We start from the raw sequence: 22,518 nt of genomic DNA on the forward strand, positions 1-22,518 counted from the left end.
CTTGAATGAGATAATGTTCTTGTCAATCGGTACCGGTAACCAGTCCATATTCTTGGCCTCGATCGCAATCGGAACAAATTGTTGTCTTTGAGAAATGACAAGAATTTATTCCGATAAAGTAAAAAAATCCGCAATTTCTGCGGATGCTTATCGGTCTATATTCTTGTCACTAGACAGCAGTCGTAAGCTAGACTATTCACCCCCTACTTACTACTTACCAATTTTGTTAATAGATGCATGCCCAGTTCCCCATCCCTAAGCTACCGGCTCCTCCTCCATCCACTTCTTCATACTATCTAAAGGATGAAATCCTGCGAATTCATGAGTCTGAGTGAGGAAACTGAATCATTTCGCGGGATCGTAACGCGGCTGTAACAGTTGTTTCATTTAGCAGTTGTTTCATTTAGCAGTTGTTTCATTTCATGTAGCGATATTCCAGGAGATTCTTCAAATTTGAGATTTTCTGCAGCAGCTTCTCCCCGACATTGGTTTCCCTCACCAGCTTCCGCTCCAGTTCTTTGTCCACCAGCCTTTTTACCGACAATACGTCCGTTCCGTTACATAGCACATCTTCTTTTGAAATAAATTTCTGATGGGCAACGAGCTGCATGCCAAAGGAATTATACAACAAGGTATATCCGGCGATGCCCGTTGTGGATTGATAGGCTTTGGAAAAACCGCCGTCAATGACAACCATTTTCCCGTTTGCTTTAACGGGGTTCTCTCCACGAATTTCTTTAACTGGCGTGTGGCCGTTAATGATATGTCCATGATCCGGATTCATATCAAATTCCAGCAGGATTTTCCGGCAGATATCCTCATTTTCACGCAAATGGTAATAAGGGTTCTTTCTCTCCTTATAGGTTTCTTTATCTTGGATAAAGTACCGTTCAAAGGTGGTCATTTCTCTCTTTCCAAATAGCGAGGAACATTCCCCTGTCCAGATGTACCATACCATATCCGTAGCCAGATCATCCGTCTCTTCCGGATGCGCAAAGGCGTAACGTAAATAATATTCAAAAACATCGAGCAGCTTACGGCCCGAATAAGTCTTGTCTTCAATCTGCATTACTTCCATGTTTCCTTCTTCATCCAAAGGAATACAGCCGTGAAATAACAAATTCCCGTTGTATTTTAGATAAAGGCTGCCCTTTTTCATAAAAAATTTCATATGTCTGGCCAGCTTTTCGGAATGCTGAACGGAGAAAAGCAGCTTTTCCATCACCTGCTGTTCTTCCTCCAGCAATTTTTCAGGCTGCTGCGGATTTACGGTTGAGAAACAGGTGTTTTCCAGCGGGTAAGTTTTTCCGCCGATCTTGATTTCAGTTTTGTCGTAATCGATTTGCTCAAGCAAAACCCTTTCAGACATATTAAAGTATGGGCGTCTCTTGATAATAGGGATTTCAAGCTTAAACTGGATCATGGCAATGGCTTGATGAATTTTTGTAATCTGCAGGATTTCCTGCTCCGAACCGTTATGGTCGGTCTGCAGCTTCGGTCTAAAGGCCGGATTGTCATCATAGTATTTCTCCGCCAAGTTCAGCAGTGGGCGAAGATTGATTCCATATACGTCTTCGATGATGTCCAGATTGTCGTATCTGGCGCAGATCCGGATAATATTCGCAAGGCAGACCAGGGAACCCGCATAGGCGCCTATCCACAGGACATCATGGTTCCCCCACTGAATATCTACAGAATGGTAATTGATCAGCGTGTCCATAATTTTATCGGGGTCCGGCCCGCGGTCATAGATATCTCCGACCACATGAAGATGGTCAACCACCAGGCGCTGGGTCGTATAAGCAAGGCCGATAATGAGCTTGTCTGCCTGGCCCAAGGAAATAATTTGCCGGTATATTTCCTCGTAATAAGGGTCCTTATTGTTGGTTGAATCCGTATTGTATAGAAGCTCTTCTACAATATATACAAACTCCTCCGGCAGAGCTTTACGCAATTTCGAGCGCGTATATTTGGAAGAGGCATTAGAAATGAGCTTAAGCATTTGTTCAATCGTTCGTCTGTACCATCGGTTCAATGCTTGTTTATTGCACAGGTCTCCTTTAACTAGCTGTATTTTTTCTTCTGGATAATAAACTAACGCCGTAAAATCATTGATTTCATGATCCGTCCAAACCTCATGGAACAAGGCTTTGATTTTCTCTTTTACGGTACCCGAACCGTTTCTTAGTACATGCTGAAATGCCTGGAACTCCCCATGCAAATCACTGACAAAATGCTCAGTTCCCTTGGGAAGATTGGAGATCGCTTCAAGGTTGATGATTTCTGTTACAACTTTTTCTTCCGTATCATATTTCTGGGCCAATAAATCTAGAAACTGCGCATCCAAAACAGATGTCCCCCTTCAAGGAAATATGGTGATGTATAAGAGGTTTTTTAAATGGGGCTAGCCACGTACCTTTAAGCTTAGTGTAAACAGTAAAGGGAAAAACATTAGGTTTCCTAGGTTCCCATTGGTACTCTTACTAACAGCTATTATAACTGAAATATCAGTTATAATAGAAAATGGCATGGTATCGTTTATTGAGACCATGATGTCAAAAAAATGGGGCTTTGAAGTGTTGAAAAATCATATACGCATAAATGGAAAATTGCTTCAAACCAACAAAAAGTTTTCCGCTTTAAAGTTGAAACAAAAAGAGTGGATCGCTTCCTTACTCAGAAGTAAAACGATCTCTCTGATGCTCGAGCATCAACGACAAACAACAGGCGTTATCTGAGAATAATTTTCTATCCAAATGAAAATGGGAAACTACCTTCAACAATCCGATTGTCGATCGGTAAGGCAGCTTTCATTTTGTTCAAATACTATTATACTCGTTAATACAGCAAGGCTGCAGACGTGATCGGCATCCTGACTTAATTTATTGTCCTATTGTTTCCGTTAGTTGAATATAGTGCTGCAATGCAGCAGCTAATCAGGATTCTGGATAAGGAAACAAATCAACGATTCGCACGGATTGACCGCTTTCGTTTGTAAACACTACATGTTCTCGGCTAAATCCACGTGGGCTTTCCAAGCCACAGGCCGCAGCAAGAGAGAATAAACCTTCCCTCAGTTGAAGAATGTAGTTCATTACCCGCCATTGCTTTTCCTCTGGCGCCAGAGCAGCCTGATACTTGGAATCAGTAGTTGTAATGCCGGTCGGGCATTTTCCGGTATGGCACTGCATTGCCATGATGCAGCCATTAGCCATCATAAAGCCGCGAGCAGAGTTGACACAGTCGGCGCCCAATGCTAGTGCAATTGCAACTTTATCAGGCGTTATGAGTTTACCGGAAGCGAAAATTTTGAAACGGTCGCGCACGCCGAATTTTCTAGCTATATCGTCGAGGATGAGCAAAGCGGAAAAGAGCGGTAATCCCATGCCATCCGCCATCGCTTTAAAAGTCGCTCCAGAACCACCCTCAGAACCGTCTACGGTAATGAAATCCGGATAGATATCCAATTCGATCATAGAATGGAAAAACGGTTCTAGTCGCTTCGGATCGCCAACGACGATTTTGATGCCCACCGGTTTGCCTCCCTCTTCTTGGAGGGTGCTTATGAAACGGAGCGCTTCCATCGGATTGGTTAGAAATTCAAACCGATTCGGTGAATTCACTGTTTTACCAACAGGCACTAAGCGAGCTGCTGCGACTTTCTCGGTTACCTTTGAACCTTCGAGGTGACCGCCACGTATTTTGGCGCCCTGATGGAACTTCAATTCAAAGGCCTTTATATTTTGGACCTTAGCTTTGTGCTTGTATTCTTCTATTGAGAACTGGCCACTACCATCTCGGAAGCCAAACATGCCAGGCCCAATTTGTGAAATGACATCGACCCCCGAGGCAAGATGTACATCCGCAACCCCGCCTTCACCTGTATTGATCCATGAGCCGCCAGCCATACATGCACCGCTCCCTGTTGACTGAATATAATGCTCGCCGACTGCTCCGTAGGATGTGGCCGAAGCGCCGAACATTCCCTTGAGCCTCCAAGGGTTTTTGCGGTTTCCGCCTACTACAATGACATCATCATCATCCAGCAACCAAGGTTTTACTTGTTCTTCTACGAATTTTTCCTTCCGAGTAAAAAGCCCCTCATCGGTAATTACATATTTTTTTCCGGGTATCATCCTATTATTATCCACCCTAAGCTCACTAGTTAATTTCGGAAACATGGCATTTGACAAATAGAAACCGGGCTTCTCATAATCGCGCCTACCGCCGAATGAGATGAGATCTGTTCTGTATTTCGCTGCATACACAATACCGACAAAATCGGCTCGCGAGAAAGGCTTCCCTTCCGTATCGTTGTCAAACCAGTATTGGCGGAACTCGGGCCCGAGCTTTTCAAGCAAGTAGCGCAACCAACCAAGGAAAGGGTGGGATCGGATGATGGAATGCTTTGGTTTTTTGGATAAAGCATACATATAACTAAAAAAAATGAGGGGTGGCAAAATAACGATAGCAATCAAAATGACCATCAGTACAATATGTACCATTTAGAAAAACCTCCAAGTCGCTAAAAGTGAACCGTATTTAGTATTCCATCTTATTCCAACTTTAAGCCAACATGATAGTATTGGTTAGCTACATAAATTTCTGCCCGTTAGCGGAATAGGCCACCGAATTTATCACCGGCAGCCTGCTAGAACTTGTTATGAAGCTATCGTTTCCGTTAGCTTAACCCATTATCCGTGAATATCAAGACCAATATCAAGACCAATATCAAGACCAATATCAAGACCAATAACACTATTGTCCTTTGTATCGACCACAAGAAAAAGCGAATGAGCGAATACAGTAGAAAAATACTTTACATTCCTCTTCCCAGTTGTAAGATTATTGTTTCGATATAAATCTGTTACAACTGGATAAATTCCCTCAATAAGCTTTTCTTCGATGATCTTCCTTGAGTGAGGTTTTAAACCCCTAACATTTCGTAAAACACCGTTTTTATAGACTTTTTTGACGTCCGTATAATGAATAGATATCTCAGTAACTATAACCAGTCAAACAAACAATTCAACCTCCACAATGAGAGTAGTTTATTAATTCAGCATTTTAACATAAAGCAAAATTTTTATCCATATTATTCCAAGATAGCCTGCCCGTTACTTCAATGAACGAAAGTGAAGGAGCTGCCGCGATGCAAGCTCCTTCACTTCCGTTCTAAATGATGGATTAACACGTTTTCCTTGAAGTTTGTTATTGCATTTCATATTCTTTGAGTTCACAATTGCCTGTGTAATATAAGTAGTATTCATCGTTAGATAGCTCATTAAAATAGGTATTGATTACTCTACACACACTGCCATGTAAGCCATATACTCTATATGCAACTTGGAATAATGATTCGCCTGTTATAAGTCTGCTTGGAAACTGTTTCCTGGCGTATTTAAAATCCACTGAGTCTCGAGATATTCCTTCAAAAGCACCATAGTTTTGTTCAATAAGTCTGTTGTCGATAATAAACTCTTTATCAATCGTTCAGTTAAGTCGATATCTGTTACTCCACAAACTCTGTTTTCAGCATTCCATTCAGTTTGACCATGTCTTGTAACAGATAATTTCAAGTATTCATCTCTCCAAACAATACTTTCTCGTTAGTAAAATCACCAAAGGTCATATTTTTCTTTTTTGATTCAACAACCAAGTATATAGTTCTGCATTATTGAATGTTTCGTGCATTACTCGGTGATCGTGCTTTAATCCAGCATAGTAAGTAAATTTTACATTCCCACCAATACTTATTAAAGCGTTAACCATATCCTTTGTTCCTGAAACAGGGACAATATCATCGTCTACACAATGAAAAGCCCATATAGGTATATCTTTTAGTAACATAGCCTTATCCGAATCGAACCACCCTGAAATTGGAACTATAGCCGAAAATAGTTCCGGCGATCTTGAAGCGAAATCCCATGTACCGTTTCCACCCATACTAAATCCAGTAACATATATCCTGTCAGAATCAATTCGATAATTTGTTATTATTTCATTAACCAAAGCTGTGATCGAATGATATTCCAACGCCCAATTAGAATCGGATGGACATAGTGGAGTAGCTACAATAAAAGGAAATTCTTGTTTACTTTCTGCAATCCAAGTAAGCCCGTAATCATCTAGCACACTAATATCCTCTCCGCGTTTTTTAACACCATGAAGAAACAAAATTAATGGATACTTATTGTCTGCTTTTGATTCATAATCATGAGGTAAAAATAATTGATATTTTACACTCATTTTCTGTGGTGTTTCTTTGTGAAACTCATAATTATTAACTGCCATTTAATAGCCCACCTCTAATGATAAATTGGGAGAATTATGGCCACCGAATTTATTCGATTGAAATTCCATTTTTTTGTAATTCACCTTATTATATCATCTATAATAATGAAAAAAGCTACCCTTTTACGGATAGCTTTCCTTATTTATTTTACCATCAATACTATATGTAGCTAGTTCTCAACACTAACTAATTAACTTCAGTTGGGCTTTTTTCAATATAAGCTTTTGATAAAGTAAAATGTATCTATCCAAGAGCTGACTAACTGATATGACTTTTTCATGTGTTAGACTTCCATTTATAAATGCTTGATTAATCATTTCAAAGCGTAATGATTCAATTTTTTCTTGAAGAATTGATTCCATCGTATCATTCTCCATTCTATGTTATATTTCGTAAGTTGATACCTCTAATTAGTATTTTAACTCAAAAATATTAGGAAAATATTAGTAATTTGTTTAAAATAATATTATTTCACCCAATATAAATAAGTAAGGTAGAAGCCACTCCTACTCCTCAACAAAAATAAGGAATATCCTAATTTGGACATTCCTTCGCATACCTAGCTATCGTTTCCGTTAGCTCAATGAACTGACTTTTATTTATGTTACGGGTCACCGTAATGTATCTAAGCACAAAGTACAGTGTGAACACAAAATATACATTATTATATAAAGAAGAAGCCACTCCGACAATGGAGTGGTTCTTCTTTGGATAGAACTTTCCTTTTATTTATTAGCCACAATTGTAAATTCCCATGGAATGTTTTCATTTTCCCAACCACGATGCTCATCAAATTTCTTTAAATTAAAGCCAGATGTAATAACGGAATTTATTATTTCGCTAAGGGTATAAAGCCTAATCGAAACATCTGGAAAGTCTTCTTGTTCATGTTCATCGAAATAATGTTTATATGCTACATCCCCACTATGTAATTCTTCGTCAAAGTAACTTTGTTGGATTTGATATTCGGTTTTAGAGTTAGAAACGATACACCTTCTTAAGGGATGAAAGTCACTTAGAACCATTACACCATTATCTTTAAGTAATGAAAAAAGAAGAGACATGAATTTTTTAATGTCATTGAAATAGTGTAATATTCCACCTTCTAAGTATAGCATGTCAAAATGACCTCTATACTTTTCTAAGTCTATATCATAGATATCAGTAATAACATATTGTATAGATACATTGGCGGAATCCGCCAGTTCTAGGGCATACTTTTTATTTTCTTCCGATATATCAAATACTGTTACATCTGCGCCTAACAGTGCTAACGGGACTGCTTTTCTTCCATTTGAACCACAAAGATTAGCAATCTTTTTTCCAGCAATCTGTTCAAAATATTGCTTATGTTTTTTTAGCTGTGCCTTGGGATTCACCAATATTTGTTTTGCCTTATCCTTAGGTGAACCATCTCGTCTGTTCCAAAATTCATATGCTCGATGTTCCCAAGCTATCTTATTTTTAGCACTTTGTTCATTCATATTAGTCGAATCTCCCTTCCTATTAATCTATTTTGATTTCCTGTCTTGACAAGCATGTTTAATAAAAGAAACCGCATACAACTCAAAAGAAAAATACATAATACCATTTATTGGAACATTATGCTATATCATTTCGCTTCAAATTTCACTCATAGTGTCATAAATTTCGCTTAGCATTTCTGAAATATTTCAAAATTGCTTTACAACATTTGAAATATGTAATCAGACAACTGATCCGCGAAACAATCGGATATTTCGCGGTGACCCGTATCACAAAGGGAGCAATAATAAATAGCCCTTCCACCACGCTATACTCCCGTTAGTTTAATAAAAAAAGTAGCTTATCGGAAGAAATGGCAGCGCCCCAGATAATGGAGCTATTTCAATTCATTCTCGTCAAGTACAGCTGGGAGCTCGATCCAAGCTCGTACACCTTGATCTTTTCTAAAGCTGTAATGTAAACCGTAGTTTTCGCCGAAATGCAGCTGAATCCGCTTCTGAACATTAATAATTCCGAAGCCTCGATTATTTTCCTTACCCTGCAGGATACCATTCATCATCTCGATATCCACCTGGCGATAACCGTTATCTTCTACACTGATGATGACATTATCATCCGCGCTTTTTACCGAAATCCATAATTCCCCATCCTGGCTCATGTTCTTAATCCCGTGCAGAATCGCATTCTCAATAATCGGCTGAAGAACGACCTTCGGCATGACAAATCGCTTCGCTCCCTCTTCAATATCCCAATGGACTTGAAAGGCATATTCATAGCGGAATAGCTGCAAGCGAACATAAGCCTCCGCGTGATTGATTTCCTCCATAACCGGAATTAAAAGTTTCCCTTTGCTGAGCCCAATTCGCATAATTAGCGATAAATCCTTGATCATTTCAGCAGACTCTGCTGCCCCTTCCATTAGCGTATGCCAATATACAGATTCCAAGGTGTTGTAGAGCAAGTGCGGATTAATTTGTGTATGAAGAATAGATAATTCAATCTCCTTATGCTTCAGTTCGAGTTCATATTGGTCATAAATCGTTTGATTCAAGCGATCAGTCATGCGTATAAAATGATTATTGAGTAAAACAATCTCATTTTTGCTATCCGAGTGTAAGGAAATAGCTAAGGGTCTACCTGGATGATAAGAATTCGTGATGCGGGCTAATCGAGAGATCGGTTTCAAGATCGACTGGATAAAGTATATACTCGCCAAAATCAAGATAAAGAAATAAATAACCATGATCCAATCAACCAATCGCTGCACACTAATATGATCGATAATAATCGACTGAACAGGAACTCGCATGAGCAATTTCGTTTTCGAATATTCACTTGTATGAAGAACGCACATGAACTCATGATCAGCCTCTTTCAGCTTATAAACCCCTTCTACTTGATTAGCCGGAACATGTACCGAGGATCCGATCTCAAAATTGGTTGTATTCGTCGCGAGCACCTCATTGTCTTGGTTTAACAACATCAATTCCGCATCCGCATACTTGTCAAAAGGTGAAAAATCCAACTGAAGAGGTGTATCAATGCCAGATACAACCAAATAACCAATCACACTTTCCCCGTTATAAATGCTATTTAATTGGCGCATATAGGCAACAGTTTGTAAATTATTAGGGTTGTATCCGAATTTATCAATAACACGAATAACCCCCTCCCCCTTGGCCTGACTCACTTCCTTATACCAAGAGAGCGCATTCAAGTCTGTTGAATAAAAAATACCATTGTTCAGAAGATCCGGATTGGGGACAAACGAATACTGCTTATCTGTATCCGAAAAAAACAGCGAATATCGCACCGCACTCGTCGAATAGTTGTTCAAATATTTATCAAGGGCTTTAAAAATTTCAAATCGTTCATACTCCGATGAGGACGGGATGCTTGCAAGCTGTTGGATTTCCTGAGATATCATGATTTTCTCTGTCTTTTCCTCGAAATCACTGCTCTCTCTATCTAGTGTCAAATGACTTCCTCGCACTAACTGGAGCAGCGCGTTCCCCACCTGCTCTTCCGTAATGGACTCCAGCTTCTTAGCTACAAACAAATCCAATACTAATATCGGGATGACGACGAATAAGATGAGTAGTACGATCAACTTTTTCATCAAATTCATATTACGCAGCATTTTTCGCATACCGACATTCCTTCCTTTCAAGCTGTATCCTCGGAAATTATTCCTCCCAGCCGTCTCATTCATACTTAGCTTCGCTATTACGGCCACAATCTCCTTTAAGCCAAAGAAAACGCCATCAGAATAAGCATTCTGAGGGGCGTTCTTTGACCTAACCCTTGACACTGGAAACGGTTAATCCACGAATGATAAATTTTTGGAAAATGAGAAAAAACACAACTGGCGGCAGCATCGCCATCGTCAAGATAGCAAACCGCACACTCCACGGAATAACTGATGTTGAGTACACCACATACCGATAAATCCCTGTGGCAAGCGGGTACATCTCCTTTTCCGTCATTACAATGCTAGGCCAATAGAAATCGTTCCATGTTGTTGAGAAGGACAGAATCAGCAGGGTCCCGATAATGGGTGTAGAGAGTGGAACAGCAATTTTAATGAATGAATTGAATTCACTCGCTCCGTCGATTCTCGCTGCTTCCAGAATTTCTTTGTGGATGCCATCGAAGAAGTTTTTGAGCAGAAGCATGAAGTACGCGTTCGCCGCCGCCGGCAGCCAGAAGGCCCAGTACGTATTGATCATGCCCAAGCTTTTCAGGTTCATAAAGTTAGGAACAATATACGTGGCGGGCGGTATCAACAATGTAGCCAAGAAAAACAGCGTCACCCATCTCTTGAACGGTACCTTCAAATGTGACAGTGCGTAGGCCGCTAAACCAATTAACAGCAGCGAGCACACGACATTTCCCATGTAGATGAATAGGGTATTCTTCAAGAAAGTCAGTAAGGGTAAATCGAACCCGTTCCACGCATCATTGTAATTAGTCCAAATCCAGCTTTTCGGAAAAAAGGTCGGTGGAAAAGCAAAGAATTCCTCCCGTGTTTTGAGCGAACCAAAAAAGGTATTAAAAAACGGGTATAACGTCGTAATGCCAATGACGATCATCAGCAGTACCATGAGGGTGTAACCGGTTTTCACAGAACCTTTTTTCATATCATATGGCGATATAATGCCACGTTCATCCCGCTTCATGCCTTCTCACCTCTACGCTGCAGCAAATTGTATAGCACGGAAAGTAAAATTAAAACGAAAAACATTAAGCTGCCCATTGCACTCGCTTTGCCAAAATCAAGATCACGGAACGCCGTATGATTCATCCACAGCAAGTACGTAAGCGTCGCATTATTCGGGCCACCATCGGTCATCGATAATTGCGCTTGAAAACCCTGTGAAGTTGTGATCAACTGCAAGAGAAGCAGAAGCAGCATCAACGTCTTGATACTTGGCAAGGTGATATGACGGATACGCTGCCAGACACTGGCGCCATCGATCTCAGCCGCTTCGTATATGTCCCTCGGAATACCCACGACTGCAGCGATATAAATGAGAGTGGCTGCGCCAAAGCTTTGCCACGTTTCTAGCAGAACAATCGAACCCATGGCCATCTTCGGACTGAAGAACTCCACTTTTGGGATACCGAACGTTTGTAACAGGCTGTTAATTGGGCCAACGGCATCAAAAAACCACTGCCACATCCCATAGAGCACGATGGCTGGAACAGCGCTTGGCAAATAGCCAATTATACGGGCTGCGCCTTGAAACCATTTCAATTCGGAGACAACGATTGCGATAAGCGGCGGTACCCAGAATCCGAGTAGGACGCCTAAGCCCATATAGTACAGCGTATTTGTAATCGAGGTGATTAGCAGTCCATCTTGAAAAATACTTACATAGTTAGCCAAGCCAATGAAATGATTGCCATCGACAAAATCAATATTGTAAAAGCTGTAGAAAATCCCTTTAAAAATCGGCACCCATAAAAATACAATAAATAACACCATTTCAGGAAGGACAAACAGCGTCCCCCACAAATACCAGTTGATTTTCTTCTTCACCGTACTACTCGCTACGACAGGCCGTACACTCAATTCTGCTGCCATGTTGAACACTCCTTAAAGTTTTCGTTAGAAAACTTACTTCGCAAGCATAAACTTATAAAATCGGACCTAAACCGCTAAACGGCTTAGATCCGATTTTCCGGTGCTACTCGACTTTCACTTTGTCAAATACTTCTGTTTGCACTTTATTCGAAGCATCAGCCAACGTCTTTTTCAAATCAACATCTTTGGTTGTGAACACTTTTTGGATCACATTGGCCATCTCGGTATAATATTTCTGTGCTTCATACTGCGCTTCAGGCTTGCCATCCCATAGGCTCAGCAATTGCGGGTCATATTTAAATACGTTGTCATATTTGGCCAGTAAATCGGTATACTTTTTGCCGAAATCGGAGGAATCCTTCCAGTAATTAATCGGTTGTGGAATGTAGACACGATTTTTACCTTTACGGTCTTCGATTTCTTTTTTCGTGGAATTCAAGAAGTCGTCTGTGAAGTACTCATCCGTAATCCATTTGAAAGCAACTTGCTGTTGATCCTTATCACTCTTCGGATTGATAACACGATAGTTACCGCCAAGAACGCCCGTATGCTTGCCGCCTTTCGTCATCGAAGGCATTGGATATACGACCATATCCTCTTTGCTGATACCGCCTTCATTGATCGCTGCATCAGCCGCGTTGCCGCTTCCGCACATCACCATCGCACCGCGTCCTTGGGAGAAAGCGCTCAATGCGTCGCCATACCCTAAGGCCCAGTTCTGAGGAATTAAGTTCTCGTCTTTTAACTTTTTATAAAATTCAAGCGCCTTCACACCAGCATCAGAATTGAACACGCTTACCACTTTCCCGTTATCGAGCTTCTGCACATCGCCGCCAGCTGCATAAAGGAAATTCGTCCAGTTCCAGCCTGCTTCCGGTCCTTTACCCATTGGAATAAAGCCCGCGATGCCTTTGGCCGGATCATTAATCTTTCTCGCTGCCGTTAACAGATCGTCCCACGTCCAATCCATTGGAGGCAGCTCGACACCTTTATCTTTGAAAAGCTTCTTGTTCAGCGTAATGGTCATCACGTAACCGTCGATGGGCACTCCATACGTTTTACCATTCACCACAAACGGTTTGGAAAGAAGATCATTCATGTCCTTAGCATGTTCCCAGGCATTAATCGAATCGGTAATATCAGCGACCCATTTCTTGTCAACGAGCACTTTACCTTCTGTTGCATACGTCGTATATTCGGTTGGCGCGCTATTCGAAGCCATTTTGATCCCAATTTCCAACGGGTTGTACTGCCAGTCGTCTTTCTTAAAATCAACATTCGGGGTTTTCGCCTTAAAGCGGCTGATCCGCTGGTCAAGCTGGTCATTCTTTTCCTTCTGGTCAGGCTTGAAGCCTTGGGCTGTAATTGTCACTTTTTTGGCTGCAGGCGTTGCTGTTGCTGCTGCTGTTTCCTTTGCTGAGGCGGGACTGCTTGTTGTGCTAGTCGTGGTACTGTTCGTACCACATCCTGCGAGTAAAACGGTCAGTGCAATCGCACTGATGGCTGAAGCCTTTTTAGCTTTCATGTTTGGTTCCCCTTTCGAATCGTTTCATCAAATGTTAGTTCCTACACTTTCGATTATAAAGGGAACCGCCAAGAACGACGATGTGTCCTGTTACGCTAATCATGTCGCATCTTACGGACCCGTATGTTTTAACTCCGATATATTCAACCCGAAATGTTTTTTAAAAATTTTACTGAAATGCTCTGGTGATTCGTAACCGATTTCCTCTGAAATTTCGTACCTGCGTTTGTCCGTGGTCAGAATCAATTGCTTCCCTTTTTCCATACGAAGCTTGGTCACATAATCCCAAATGTTGACTCCCATCACTTTTTTAAACAAATAACTCAAATAATTAGGGCTTAAATGCACAGCATCGGCGATATCTTGTAGCTTCAGGCCTTTATCACAGAAGTGTCCTTCAATATAGGTTTTTGTCTCATAAACAATTCGGTTATTAGCCTCATCAACCTGCGTGTTTGTTAAATTCTGCTCGTTCGTCGTTTTGCCGATATCCTCAATGTAGAACATGTGATGCCCTTTGTGTTTTTCGCTCCAAGCCAAGCTCTCCAGAGCTTCTTGATAGATAACAGGCAGCTGTGTGATACCCTCCCGAATGCGGCTGATCCCAATCTGACATTTGACATTGACGTATTTCTGCAAATTCGTGTGACTCATCTGGGCGACCATCAACAAATGATTAATGCTATGAGAGCCCCTAATCTCCTCTTCAGGAATTTGCAGCAGCAAGGAGAAAGTAGAATTATGATTATTAAAAACAAGATGACACCACTGATTCACGGTCTCCTCAATAATATTCAAAGCGGCGTACTTCAGAAGACTACGGTCCTTCAGCGTCGATATTTCCTGATCATGAATGCCGCCTCGATCTAGGGATAATTTGATCACTAACATGCTGTAATGCGTACCCCTCATTCGGGTTCCAAGCTTCTCCATAATGGCAGGTACCTCGGACTCATGGACCGTTCCGGTGACAAGCTCATTCAAGTAATAATTCATCTCGAGCGACGTATGCTCTGACAGGGTTCGGCTGCTCTCCCAATTCGAGAAATGCCGCTGCTTCTCTTTCTTCTCCCCCAGCAACTTAGCTGCTACCGAAATGAGATGAGGCGGCGTTATCGGCTTGACCAAATATTCCTTGGCTCCGAAACGGATCGCCTTCTGTGCGTACTCAAACTCGCCATGGGCGGATAAAATGACGATTGGAATCGTAGGATCTTCCATGAATATATTTTCAATTAATTCAATACCGTTCATCTTTTCCATCTGTATATCCGTAAAAACAAGATCGATTTTCTCCAAATGTATAAAATCCAACGCTTCAAAACCGTTATATGCGATAAAAACCTCAGCGATGTCCAGATTCGACTGTTTCAATATAGTAGCCACGCCTTTACAAATCATCGGCTCGTCATCTACAACCAAAATATTAACCATGCGGCCACCTCACTATCCTTTTATGCATCAATACCATTTTATTGTACAACAAATGGCAATTAACATGTGTTTTATTACGGTTATTGTGTCTTATGTTCCGAATTGTGAGGATAAACAATTTAAACAGCCTGGATCCTAATCGGACTATATTGCTGGCTCGGACTTAAGTGGATTACAAAGACGAGGAGTTTAAATAACCTCCTCGCCGCCGACAAACATGAATTTGACTTATTTAATTGTTAAATTAAAACCGGTCTGAATGAAGTAAAGACTAGGATAAGCAATATTCTTGGTCGTCAATCCAGTAAACGTTGCGGAACCATTATTCGTGTACGTATAGATAGCAGCACCTTTATGTTGTCCTGCAAAGCGTGAAGTTGTCACCCCATCGAGACCAGTACCGTCAATAGTAACGTTATTAAAGTTGATATTCTGGAATCCTCCACTATAACCAAATTGAACTGCATCGCGTTGCGTGTTAAGAATAGTAACGTTGGAGACAGTCAGGTTTTGTATAGGATCCGAGGAAGCTTCTAGATCGATCGCACCACGTTCCCCATTGTAAAGATCTTGACTAGTACCCGTGTTAATTAGGGTATTATCCGAGAACACGATACCGGTGTTGTTTTGGAAATGGTAACCCGGGAATACAGTGTTCATTCGGAAACCGGAACCACCAACAGTATCTACAATTAAGTTGTTAGTAGCTTTGTGTCCGCTTCCTCCGAAGAATGCAATAGCACCTGCGCGCCAGTTATTCTCAATTGTGTTGAAGGTGAAGGTATCATTTACACCCATTACAGCGCCATTGGTGTTATCTGTCCAAACAGCGAGAGCATCATCGCCGTTATTGCGCAAGCTTGAATTGCGTACTGTTGAGTTGCTCGTTCCTTGACAGAAGTTAATGCCGTCGGCAAGATTGTTTCTGACGCGGCTGTTTTCAATCAGCAGACCATCGGCATGAATAGCTGGCGTGTGAGCATAATCGGCTACCCAGAAACCACATTCAAAGTGTTCTTCCCAGATGTCGTGAATTCTGGAGTTTGTCCCGAAGTTATCCATAAATGCCTTGTATATGGCATTTTGGTTATAACGCGAACGGAGATTCGAGTTCATATATACGTTGCTGAAATCAAGTTGACCGCTGATACGGAACGAGATGCCGCCGCCAGCCGCATTTGAATTCGTAAATAGGATGTTTGTAAACCAAATGCCTGCACCCGTAATTGTTAGGTTATTAATCATGTTGCTGGCAGTACCGATCTGCCACATGCTGCTAAGATGGAACGTTCCTTCTGGAATGTACAACGTTTTTCCAGATGAAACAGCTGCACTGACAGCAGAGTTAAAAGCTGCAAGATCATCTAGTCCATCGTTCGGAACGGCACCGTAATCGGTTACAGAGACCGAGTTAGCCGGACGTGAAATAGCGGTAGGAATTGCCTCAATTTCGAGGAAGTCAACGCCATATTCTAAGCTGTCTCCATTGTTCTTCTGTATACGGATCGTATCTCCTTGGTGGAGGGCTGTATCCAGTTTAAAGTGCACTTCATCAAAACGGAAAAGCGGACGTCCACCGCCAGGCGCATTTGCAGGCTGGTCACTGGAGAAATATTGCCAGCTATAGTAGGATGTCAATGAAACGGTTTTGGTTTTAACGCCATTTACATAAACGTCAAGCGAACCGTTCAATCCCATGCCGTTACTCGAATCTGGCATCGTAAATCTCATGGTTACACCTGCTCCGCCTTCCCCCTGTCTGATTGCCCATTGCGCAAAGGAGCCGTTCGAAGGAAGAGCTACATAGCTTTGACCAGAAGCTTCAGATGCGGTAAGCGATTGATCAAATGTAGGTGCGGACTTCACATTGGCACCACCACCGATGGATGCATCCTGCGTATCATATCGGGTATATGGCATGCTCGCACCACGTGCAGCATAGACAACAAGGCTTGTAGTGCTAGTGTTGTTTGCTTGTTTCATACTTACTTCATTCGCATCGGCTGCAACCGTTGCAACTACCGTGAAACTGCCATTTACTGCGGTCCATGTACCAGTAAGGGCTACATTAACGGATGCTCCCGCTGCGATGGCACCGCTATAAGAGCCAGTAAATGTTTGAATGGCTGAACCAGAAGAATTTTGAAGAGCTACGGAGACGTTATGAGCGCCGTTTGCGGAAGCTATGTTGCCTTGGTTTTTCAGATTTACAGTAAATGATACGTTATTGCCGGCTACTGGATTGCTTGGTGCCCATGAAGCCGTTGCTACCAAATCAGAGCTCGGAACCGCATTAACAACCAAGTTGGAGCTGCTTGTGTAGCTGTTATTGCTTTCATTCAGCTCGGTGACGGCATTCTCCTCGTCCACTTTCGCTGTCGGTGTGTAGCTGCCTGCCACTTGGGCTGCGATGTTTACTGACACGTTAGCCGTTGCACCTGCTGCTAAAGCTGCTACTGGGGCAGATCCGACTTTCGTCGTGCYTACGTAAAAGTTAACGGTTGTCGCCGTTGAGGAGGCGGTGCCGATATTTTTCACAACAGCGTTAAGTGTAATGGCGTCGGTTTCAATTGGCGAATTCGGCGTCCAAGTCAGGCCGGTGATCGTCAGATCCGGATTCGGAGCTGGGGTACCGATGACTTCAAACTCGGCAACTTGAGCCCCCGGCGCACCRGAGTTCGCCGTGATTTTCAATTGTACGTCGCTGACTGTCGCTGTCACAGGAATTGTGAGCACGTTGCCGGAAGACGGATTAAACGTGTATGTAGCGGGAGAAACAAGCGTCGTGAATGYCGTGCTGCCTTGCGCTTTTCCCAACACTTCAATCATTTGCGTACGCGTTGCCCACACCGAGTCTGGGTTCAGCTTGACAGCAACAGACGAGATGGAAGCATTTGCGCCCAAGCTTACGGCAAGCGTAGCCGGATAAGCACCGGAAGCGCTCTCCCAGTATGTAGTGGCACTGCCGTCATTCGCATTTGTTGCGATAAATGTTTGCGTGCTTGACGATGCTGTGATCGTTTTGCCCACAGCGAGGTTGGTGCCGCTTGCGACACTGCCGTTACGCGTTACCGTATTGCTTGCGGCATTGTACGTCGCTGACTGTCGCTGTCACAGGAATTGTGAGCACGTTGCCGGAAGACGGATTAAACGTGTATGTAGCGGGAGAAACAAGCGTCGTGAATGCCGTGCTGCCTTGCGCTTTTCCCAACACTTCGATCGTTTGCGTACGCGTTGCCCACACCGGGTCTGGGTTCAGCTTGACAGCAACAGACGAGATGGAAGCATTTGCGCCCAAGCTAACGGCAAGCGTAGCCGGATAAGCACCGGAACCACTCTCCCAGTATGTAGAGGCACTGCCGTCATTCGCATTTGTTGCGAYAAATGTTTGCGTGCTTGACGATGCTGTGATCGTTTTGCCCACAGCGAGGTTGGTGCCGCTTGCGACACTGCCGTTACGCGTTACCGTATTGCTTGCGGNGTTTGCGTGCTTGACGATGCTGTGATCGTTTTGCCCACAGCGAGGTTGGTGCCGCTTGCGACACTGCCGTTACGCGTTACCGTATTGCTTGCGGCAGAAACGTTGCCTGCTGCATCTTTCGATGTAACGTAGTAACTGACCGTGGCCGTATCCGGTTGGTTATCGGTGTAAGTCAGCACATTTCCAGCTACACTTCCGCGCAGACTGCCATTCGCGTAGATGTCGTAGCTGGTTACGCCGACGTTATCCGTTGAAGCGTTCCACGTCAATTTAATTTGACCAGAAGCAGGCGTCGTATACGCCAAATTTGCTGGTGCAGTCGGCGCCTGTGTATCCCCAGTCGCGGCTCCGTATACTTCAAATTCGGAAAGCTGCGCAGCAGGCCAGCCTGTATTGGCGGTGNGCCAAATTTGCTGGTGCAGTCGGCGCCTGTGTATCCCCAGTCGCGGCTCCGTATACTTCAAATTCGGAAAGCTGCGCAGCAGGCCAGCCTGTATTGGCGGTGACTGTCAATTTGACATATCGGGCAGAAGCTGCCGTGAAATTAATGGTCACAATGTTGTTGCTTGTAGGATTAAATGTATAGCTAGCTGAGCCTGTGAGATTGGTATATGTAGAATCATTCAAGCTACCGAGTACGGAAAGCGTTTGGGTCCGCGTTYCCCAGCCRACAGGAAGCTTCAGCACGACCTGATTGACGGAATACGTGCTTCCCAAGTCTACGCGAATCGATTGGGGAAATGCATTATTCGTGCTTTCCCAGTATGTGGCTTGATTGCCGTCRTTGACGTTAGTCGCCACATAGACATCGTTATAGCCAGTARCGGTGACTGGTTTGCCTGCCGATAGATTCGTGGCTGCAARAGCAGCTGGCACTGCTATTCCTAACTGRGCGAACAATACCGCCAAAATGAGAGCGACAAGCATGCTTTTTGACTTATGAACTCGATTGAACTGCAACTTCATTAGAATTAAACCTCCTTATTAGTAAACATGTAAAATTTGCAGGTACCTGTTACAAAAATAATGAAAGCGCTTCCCACTCCTTMAGCGATTAGATTGAGGCCGCTTAATTACTAACCTCCACCTCCTATCMTAGCGACGGCCGCTATCTTAATCATAACAAACAAGTGAACGAGAGCACGATGTGCTTCCTTACTTAGTTCGTGTGCAAAATTACGAAATTCATACAATTNAGCGACGGCCGCTATCTTAATCATAACAAACAAGTGAACGAGAGCACGATGTGCTTCCTTACTTAGTTCGTGTGCAAAATTACGAAATTCATACAATTCAAGGAAGATTTCTTTATACTGTAACACGTCAATGACGATCACTAACGCTTAACCAAGCAGGCTGTTTCGTTCACACATTGGTGCACATCTTGAACGGGGTGCGATGGTTCAAGGATAAACGACTCCGTCGTCCTTCAGGGACGAGCGCGTTTGTCAAGGTAGATGCGAAGCAAAAGCATAAAAATTTATACTTTCTTATCTACGAACAAAAACAGCTTACTCGGTTATCCGAGTAAGCTGTTTGTCGATTAATTAAGCCACATCACCAGTTGTTGCCGGCAACTCTATTGACCGTAAAGTTCGGGCTCAATGATTCACCATAGATAGCTGTAACACCAGGATTATTGATTTTTACATTAGTAAAGCTTGCCGCACCGACTACCGGTCCTTGGCCTTGCTCCGCTCTAGCAACAAGCTTGATGCCGTAGCGGGTCGGATTATTGATGTTGACGTTCTCTATGCGAACGTTTTGCATTGCAAGCGCATTCGGATACATATTCTGGAACATCAGCCCGAAATACACTGAGTTGTTGATGTCGACATTTTTGACCACGATATTCTTGAATGCACGATCACCGACATAGAACCAGATTGCTCCGAAGTTCTGGTAATCGTTGATCTTGTCGTCTGCTCCTACACTGGTCCAGAAATCTCCGCCTGTACGGTCCAGAGTGATGCCGTCGAATACGGTATCCACGTCACCAAAGCCCAAAGTATTGTAACCAAAGCTCAAGCTGCTGATCGTTAGACCCGGATACGTCAACGTATCTGCGCCGTAGAGGTTCTGGAACAAGTTATCCGAACCGCCGTACGCCGCAAAAGCAGCCGCACGTCTTACAGTAACCGCGGTAAGGTTAGTGAACTTGTTGCCTACATTATACGATCCACCGGCATCAACCGCGCTGAACTCTGCGAAGGAATCGTCGCCGGTTGCCCTCGCGTAGTTGTTGTCGATTATGTTGTTGTTGGAACCGTTGGTCATGTTGATTCCGTCTGCAAATGTGTTTTTAATCCGGTTGTTTTTGAACGTATTGTTAGAAGCGCCAACTCCCCAATACAAGCAGACGAAGTGCTCCGCCCAGATGTTTTGAATCGTTACGTTTTGCATGCCATTACCATCGATGAATTTACCAGGTCCATCCACTCTGTACTGATAGTTACCCCAAGCGGATAAGTCTCTGATGGTTGAGCCATTCGCGGTCGCAGCAATATTAAAGCCAACATCTGTGTTGGATTGATCCTGTGGTGCCGTCAGCTTTGTATACCATGGGCCCGCGCCGATGATTTCAGTTGCGCGTCCGTAAATGAAGATTTTGCTATTGATTGTCCAAGAGCCAGCTGGTATGAAGATCCCTTTCTTTGTTGTATCTTGTCTAAATTCATTCAATGCTTGATCGATCGATTTCGATGCCGTAACCTGGACGTATTTACTCGGATCGGGGTTGGAAGCAGCCGGAGCGACGTTTTCCGTTTCGATCATGTCTACGTAGATCCAAGAAATGTCACCGGCATCCTTCTGGATTTTGATCTTCGTTCCTGCCGGATAGACTTGGTCGAGCATCAGTTGGGAATCTTCATAGAGCCAGTAAGCTTTCGTACCCGAATTATCATAACCGAGTCGACCAAGCGTAGTAGGCGTAGCATACAAGTAAGAGAACTTAGAGGATACGCTGAATTTGCCTTTACTTACACCATCGGCATAAATACTGACGGTTCCCGTCGTATTTTCAGCAACGGCATTACGCAGAACGAAAGCGTTGGCCGGTGAGGTCAGCGTAAACTCGACATATTCGCCATTTGTGTCCAGATAAACCGCCGATCGTCCGGAGGCTTCACCGGCAAAGTCGCCAGGTGTAAAGTTCGGAACCAATCTCGTTCCGTTTGTGGCATTGGAAGGCAATTCCGCTTCAATAACGGTAAAAGGCATATTAGCGCCCCGTCCCGAATAAAGGCTTGTCAAACTTGTGTTGTTTGCTTGTTTGATGCTTACTTCGTTAGCATCGACCGCAACCGTCGTGGTTAATGTGTAGCTGCCATTAACAGCTATCCAAGTTCCCATATTCACATTGACGGATGCTCCCGCTGCGATGGCACCGCTATAGGATCCAGTAAATGTTTGAATGATTGCACCAGCAGAGTTCTTAAGAACTAAGGTCAGGGCATGAGCGCCGCTCGCAGAAGCGATGTTGCCTTGGTTTTTCAGATTTACAGTAAAGGATACATTATTGCTGGCTACTGGATTACTTGGTGCCGATGAAGCGGTACCTACCAAATCAGAGCTCGGAACCGTATTAACAACCAAGTTGGAGCTGCTTGTGTAGCTGTTATTGCTTTCATTCAGCTCGATGACGGCATTCTCCTCGTCCACTTTCGCTGTCGGTGTGTAGCTGCCTGCCACTTGGGCTGCGATGTTTACTGACACGTTAGCCGTTGCACCTACAGCTAAAGCTGCTACTGGGGCAGATCCGACTTTCGTCGTGCCTACGTAAAAGTTAACGGTTGTCGCCGTTGAGGAGGCGGTGCCGATATTTTTCACAACAGCGTTAAGTGTAATGGCGTCGGTTTCAATTGGCGAATTCGGCGTCCAAGTCAGGCCGGTGATCGTCANTACGTAAAAGTTAACGGTTGTCGCCGTTGAGGAGGCGGTGCCGATATTTTTCACAACAGCGTTAAGTGTAATGGCGTCGGTTTCAATTGGCGAATTCGGCGTCCATGACATGCCAGTGATCGTCAGATCCGGATTCGGAGCTGGGGTACCGATGACTTCAAACTCGGCAACTTGAGCCCCCGGCGCACCGGAGTTCGCCGTGATTTTCAATTGTACGTCGCTGACTGTCGCTGTCACAGGAATTGTGAGCACGTTGCCGGAAGACGGATTAAACGTGTATGTAGCGGGAGAAACAAGCGTCGTGAATG

Annotated in this window: 14 protein-coding genes and 2 pseudogenes; all 16 read right to left on the reverse strand. The window is 43.5% G+C overall.

What is annotated here, in order from left to right; all coding sequences use genetic code 11:
- Nucleotides 1–415: 415 nt before the first annotated feature.
- Nucleotides 416–2,347, reverse strand: coding sequence for a fructose-bisphosphatase class III (locus tag ASD40_RS11495; protein ID WP_057303427.1), 1,932 nt, complete (start codon nucleotides 2,345–2,347; stop codon nucleotides 416–418).
- 589 nt (nucleotides 2,348–2,936) lie between these two features.
- On the reverse strand, nucleotides 2,937–4,505 hold the full coding sequence (locus tag ASD40_RS11505) for an FMN-binding glutamate synthase family protein (RefSeq protein ID WP_057303429.1): 1,569 nt from the start codon (nucleotides 4,503–4,505) through the stop codon (nucleotides 2,937–2,939).
- Between the two features lie 861 nt (nucleotides 4,506–5,366).
- On the reverse strand, nucleotides 5,367–5,579 hold the full coding sequence (locus ASD40_RS38185; RefSeq protein WP_057303430.1) for a histidine phosphatase family protein: 213 nt from the start codon (nucleotides 5,577–5,579) through the stop codon (nucleotides 5,367–5,369).
- A 49-nt stretch (nucleotides 5,580–5,628) separates the two neighbouring features.
- Entirely contained in the window at nucleotides 5,629–6,294 is a 666-nt protein-coding gene (locus ASD40_RS11515; protein ID WP_057303431.1) for a prolyl oligopeptidase family serine peptidase, read from the reverse strand.
- A gap of 183 nt (nucleotides 6,295–6,477) precedes the next feature.
- On the reverse strand, nucleotides 6,478–6,657 hold the full coding sequence (locus tag ASD40_RS11520; protein ID WP_057303432.1) for an aspartyl-phosphate phosphatase Spo0E family protein: 180 nt from the start codon (nucleotides 6,655–6,657) through the stop codon (nucleotides 6,478–6,480).
- 363 nt (nucleotides 6,658–7,020) lie between these two features.
- Nucleotides 7,021–7,779, reverse strand: coding sequence for a class I SAM-dependent methyltransferase (locus ASD40_RS11525; RefSeq protein WP_057303433.1), 759 nt, complete (start codon nucleotides 7,777–7,779; stop codon nucleotides 7,021–7,023).
- A gap of 377 nt (nucleotides 7,780–8,156) precedes the next feature.
- Nucleotides 8,157–9,929 carry a sensor histidine kinase gene (locus tag ASD40_RS11530; RefSeq protein WP_235549225.1) on the reverse strand — a complete coding sequence of 591 codons (1,773 nt, stop codon included), beginning with the start codon at nucleotides 9,927–9,929 and terminating at the stop codon, nucleotides 8,157–8,159.
- 148 nt (nucleotides 9,930–10,077) lie between these two features.
- A complete protein-coding gene (locus ASD40_RS11535; RefSeq protein ID WP_057303435.1) occupies nucleotides 10,078–10,959 on the reverse strand; it encodes a carbohydrate ABC transporter permease in 882 nt (293 codons plus the stop codon).
- Nucleotides 10,956–11,867 carry a carbohydrate ABC transporter permease gene (locus ASD40_RS11540; protein ID WP_057303436.1) on the reverse strand — a complete coding sequence of 304 codons (912 nt, stop codon included), beginning with the start codon at nucleotides 11,865–11,867 and terminating at the stop codon, nucleotides 10,956–10,958. The genes ASD40_RS11535 and ASD40_RS11540 overlap by 4 nt, the downstream gene beginning before the upstream one ends.
- Before the next feature lie 103 nt (nucleotides 11,868–11,970).
- Nucleotides 11,971–13,392, reverse strand: coding sequence for an ABC transporter substrate-binding protein (locus tag ASD40_RS11545; protein ID WP_057303437.1), 1,422 nt, complete (start codon nucleotides 13,390–13,392; stop codon nucleotides 11,971–11,973).
- 111 nt (nucleotides 13,393–13,503) lie between these two features.
- On the reverse strand, nucleotides 13,504–14,826 hold the full coding sequence (locus tag ASD40_RS11550; RefSeq protein ID WP_057303438.1) for a response regulator: 1,323 nt from the start codon (nucleotides 14,824–14,826) through the stop codon (nucleotides 13,504–13,506).
- A gap of 228 nt (nucleotides 14,827–15,054) precedes the next feature.
- On the reverse strand, nucleotides 15,055–17,856 hold the full coding sequence (locus ASD40_RS11555) for a CARDB domain-containing protein (protein WP_057303439.1): 2,802 nt from the start codon (nucleotides 17,854–17,856) through the stop codon (nucleotides 15,055–15,057).
- 31 nt (nucleotides 17,857–17,887) lie between these two features.
- Complete coding sequence (locus tag ASD40_RS38550; RefSeq protein WP_057303440.1) at nucleotides 17,888–18,250, reverse strand: discoidin domain-containing protein; 363 nt, start codon at nucleotides 18,248–18,250, stop codon at nucleotides 17,888–17,890.
- Nucleotides 18,251–18,710: 460 nt separating this feature from the next.
- Nucleotides 18,711–19,273: pseudogene (locus tag ASD40_RS11570) on the reverse strand (galactose-binding domain-containing protein); the annotation flags it as partial.
- Between the two features lie 591 nt (nucleotides 19,274–19,864).
- Nucleotides 19,865–22,209 (reverse strand): CARDB domain-containing protein (locus ASD40_RS11580; protein ID WP_442952652.1); only part of this gene is annotated, 2,345 nt, incomplete at its 5' end.
- 1 nt (nucleotide 22,210) lies between these two features.
- Nucleotides 22,211–22,518, reverse strand: a pseudogene (locus ASD40_RS39060) (CARDB domain-containing protein); the annotation flags it as partial.

Source organism: Paenibacillus sp. Root444D2 (assembly GCF_001426375.1).
Classification (GTDB): Bacteria; Bacillota; Bacilli; order Paenibacillales; family NBRC-103111; genus Paenibacillus_E.

Excerpts from the sequence above, each read along its gene's own strand:
- ASD40_RS11505 (WP_057303429.1), bottom strand. The coding sequence starts at position 4,505 with ATGGTACATATTGTACTGATGGTCATTTTGATTGCTATCGTTATTTTG.
- ASD40_RS11515 (WP_057303431.1), bottom strand. The coding sequence starts at position 6,294 with ATGGCAGTTAATAATTATGAGTTTCACAAAGAAACACCACAGAAAATG.
- ASD40_RS11520 (WP_057303432.1), bottom strand. The coding sequence starts at position 6,657 with ATGGAATCAATTCTTCAAGAAAAAATTGAATCATTACGCTTTGAAATG.
- ASD40_RS11525 (WP_057303433.1), bottom strand. The coding sequence starts at position 7,779 with ATGAATGAACAAAGTGCTAAAAATAAGATAGCTTGGGAACATCGAGCA.
- ASD40_RS11530 (WP_235549225.1), bottom strand. The coding sequence starts at position 9,929 with ATGCGAAAAATGCTGCGTAATATGAATTTGATGAAAAAGTTGATCGTA.
- ASD40_RS11535 (WP_057303435.1), bottom strand. The coding sequence starts at position 10,959 with ATGAAGCGGGATGAACGTGGCATTATATCGCCATATGATATGAAAAAA.
- ASD40_RS11540 (WP_057303436.1), bottom strand. The coding sequence starts at position 11,867 with ATGGCAGCAGAATTGAGTGTACGGCCTGTCGTAGCGAGTAGTACGGTG.
- ASD40_RS11545 (WP_057303437.1), bottom strand. The coding sequence starts at position 13,392 with ATGAAAGCTAAAAAGGCTTCAGCCATCAGTGCGATTGCACTGACCGTT.
- ASD40_RS11550 (WP_057303438.1), bottom strand. The coding sequence starts at position 14,826 with ATGGTTAATATTTTGGTTGTAGATGACGAGCCGATGATTTGTAAAGGC.